We start from the raw sequence: 3,397 nt of genomic DNA on the forward strand, positions 1-3,397 counted from the left end.
ACGTCGGTCCGACGACTTCACTCAGGACCGTAATGCTACGGGGAGACAGGGGTCTAGCGCATACGTTCGCGATGATTGAGGTGACTTGCGATGTTTCCTTCGGGTCAAAGCTGACCTGACCGCCCCGAAATCCAATTTCCGCTTTGCTCCCGATAACGGACTCAAGTCAGACATCGCGGCATTTCCGAAATGTGCCAAACTCGGAAGTCGATGCACAGTCATTCAATTACTTCGTCGGCGAGCGCCACCAGATTCGGTGGCAACTCAATTCCGGTGGCTTTAGCGGTTTTCAGATTGATCACAAACGGATAGTGCGTCGGCTGTTCGAACGGCAGATCACCTGGCTGTGCCCCCTTGAAGATACGAGCGACCAGGTCGCCGGCGCGCTCGAACGACTCCTTTAGATCTGCACCATACGACATCAGGCCGCCGTCCCGAACAAGGAAGTCGTACTCGTAGATCGCCGGCAGTTTTCGCTCGGCGGCGTAATCGAACACGCGCTTCCTGTTAAGCGTGGTTAGCGCGTCGGACACCATGAGAATGGCGTCCGGCGGCTCGCGGTTCATCGCTGCGAAGGCCTCGTTGAAATCGTCGGGCTCACGCACGCCGAGCGGCATGACGGTGACGCCAACCGATTGAGCTACATCGGCCGATGCCTGGTAGCGCATCGACATGCCGAGGTCTTCCTTGTTCCACAGCATCGCGACTCGGTGCAGTTTGGGATTCAACTGCTTAAGTAACGACAGGCGCTTGGTGGAAAGTTCGGTCGCGTTGTCCGATATGCCCGTGATGTTGCCGCCCGGCCGGGACAAACTTTGCACTAGGCCGGTGGCTACTGGATCGCCAGCGCCGAAGGCGACGACCGTGGGAATACCCGCCGTCTTGGCAGCGAGAGCAACTGGAAAGCCGTTGACAACCAATGCGTCGGTCTTGTCTTCCTTCATTTCCCGAAGGAGTTGAGGCACGTGGTGAATATCTCCCTTCGCCCCGCGAGCGTCGAGAGCTAGATTTTGTCCAAGCGTATAGCCGCGCTGCGCCAGCACACGGACAAGGATCGAGCCGAACGGGCTCTTGTCATCAAAAGGATCCCTAGGGCCAAGTGTCCCAAGCCGATAGATCTTGGACGTTGTCTGTGCCGAAGTGGCGAACGGCCAAGAAACCCCGGAAGCCGCCGAGCTGCCGAGAAGCGTGATGAAATTTCGCCGTTGCATGTGATGCCTCCGAGCGCTACGGGGCCACGATATCCGCCTATTATAACCTATACGGACCGGCTTAGCTCACCGATATGAACTCCGGTAAGGCGCATCTATTCCGAGGTTCGCACGCCCCAGGTATCACGGGTGTTCCTGTACGCGCAGCATTCACGGCGAATGTCTCAGAGGGGTCAATCGCGTCAGTTCGACGGTGCCCCGCTCAATTCAAAATGGGTTCAAGACGGTGACGGGTCAAATGTCGCAGTTGGGTCAATCGCGTCGTTTTGACCGGCTACCAGCCACTTTCGCGGTAGGGACGCGAGTTACCCCGCGCCCCCCGCACAGATCCGTACGGGCCCAATTCGGGCATACGGCTTGTATGGGGCTTTCTTTGTCAAGGTGGCGTCACGCCATTTTGGTCGTCCTTTGCATTCCATTCTTTTGTTCGACCCGCGCCGCGAGCATTCTTCCGTCCCGACCGCATATTTCCATCGCCGTCGCGCGCAGCGGCGGTCAAGGACGGCGCTTCTTCAGCGCCGCCGAAGGCTTGTCCTTGACGGACGCGAGCACGGCGGCAGGCTGCCGGCGATCGGGTGGTTGGCCGCGCGATGATCCGAGGGGAGCCTGCCATTGGCCGCGATCAATCGCGCGAACCACGCTTGTATTCGGTTGAACCCGTATAGAGTCCCGACCATGAAGCAGTCATACGCTTCTGCGGGCAAGGCTCCGAGGCGGCGGGTCCATTCTCTCAGCGGCATTGCAGCCATAGCCGAATGCGGATTGCCGCCACCTCGGATCGTCATCGGCTACCCGGCGCATCAAGTGCGGTCAGGTGCCGAACCCTGTTTGTCCTTTCTCGTTCTAGAGTGTTGCTCACGCCGCCGGCCGCAGCTCGACACCGTCCGGCACCTCGCCGGTCGTGACCAGGCGCCACAGCGCTATCAGCAGCTTGCGCGCCAGTGCCACGATCATCGTCGTCTTGCGCGCGCCGCTCGGCCCCTCGGTCCGCGTGCGATACCACTGCGCCAGCGCACTGTCTTTCTGGAACATCAGGAAGCGCCACGCCAACTGGATCAGCCCACGTCGTACCCGCGCATTGCCGGCCTTGGCCAGGCCCTTCTCTCGGCGTTTCAAACCGCTCTCGTCGGGCGATCCCGTGAGCCCGGCGTAGCGCGCCACCGCTCTTCGATCTCGAAGCTTCCGCGACAGGATCTCCCGCACCAGCATGTCCGCCGTCTCGATGCCGATACCGATCACCCTGGCGAGCAGCCGCACCATCGCATGCGGACCTGTATCTGGTGCCCGCTCGAGCCGCTCGGCACGTGTCTTCTCGATCGAGCTGATCTGCTCACGGACCAGTGCCAGCCGAGCCATGTCGCGCCGGAACTCGTCGGTGATGTTTGCCGGCAGGCCCGTGCCCTCCGCTGTCCGCAGACCTGCCAGACGCTCAGGCGCCTTGCGCAGATGCGGCTTGAACCCCCGGATCCCGAGACGGGCGAGCGCACTCTTCATGCGGTTGGTGATGCGTGAGCGCTCGTCGACAAGGCTCTCGCGCTCGCGGCTCGGGCGCCTCGCATCCTCCTCCTCCATCGTCGGGATCGCCACCATCCCGCAGTGCCCCCGCTCACCGCGCAACCATCCCAGGAATACGCGCATCAACATCGCCGCATCCAGACGATCCGTCTTCGCCCGCTTGCGCTCGCGTGACACCGCAACGCTTGCCGAATGGATGACATGCGCCTCGATCCCACGAGCAATAAGCCAGCGCGCCAGCCAGAAGCCGTCGCGGCCAGCCTCATAGGCCAGCGCGATCCGGCTGATCGGCCGGCCAGCACGCACCGCCTCGTTCCGCCACCGCTCGATCAATCGTAACAGTGCCGTCGCATCCGGCTCCAGTTTCTTCAACGGCTGGCGCTCGACGCCGGGAACAACGCCGCTCACCAGCCAGCTCGCCTTGCTCATCTCGACGACCACCACCAAGGTCGAGATCGGATCAAACGCGGTCAGGCTTCGGCTGAGATCATTGACTTGGGCCACGGGGCAACCTCCATCGGTTCGTAGGGACGATGAAGGTGCCACGACCTCCGCCGCCCGCCCCATAGCTTCTCCCACCTTGGGTGTCTAACGGCGAAGCGACTTTCTGGCCACGGATGAAGGATTCGCGGTTTCGGGAGCCAGTCGTCGGCCAACCGCTTGATCCGCTC

At 61.8% G+C, this 3,397-nt stretch carries 2 protein-coding genes; both read right to left on the reverse strand.

Going from position 1 to position 3,397, the window contains the following annotated elements:
* Window positions 1-218: 218 nt before the first annotated feature.
* A complete protein-coding gene (locus QZ213_RS26305) occupies window positions 219-1,211 on the reverse strand; it encodes an ABC transporter substrate-binding protein (protein WP_291688983.1) in 993 nt (330 codons plus the stop codon).
* An 855-nt stretch (window positions 1,212-2,066) separates the two neighbouring features.
* Window positions 2,067-3,230 carry an IS110 family transposase gene (locus QZ213_RS26310; protein WP_291688984.1) on the reverse strand — a complete coding sequence of 388 codons (1,164 nt, stop codon included), beginning with the start codon at window positions 3,228-3,230 and terminating at the stop codon, window positions 2,067-2,069.
* Window positions 3,231-3,397 lie beyond the last annotated feature (167 nt).

It is taken from the genome of Bradyrhizobium sp. (genome assembly GCF_017881085.1).
Classification (GTDB): Bacteria; Pseudomonadota; Alphaproteobacteria; order Rhizobiales; family Xanthobacteraceae; genus Bradyrhizobium.

Excerpts from the sequence above, each read along its gene's own strand:
- QZ213_RS26305 (WP_291688983.1), bottom strand. The coding sequence starts at position 1,211 with ATGCAACGGCGAAATTTCATCACGCTTCTCGGCAGCTCGGCGGCTTCC.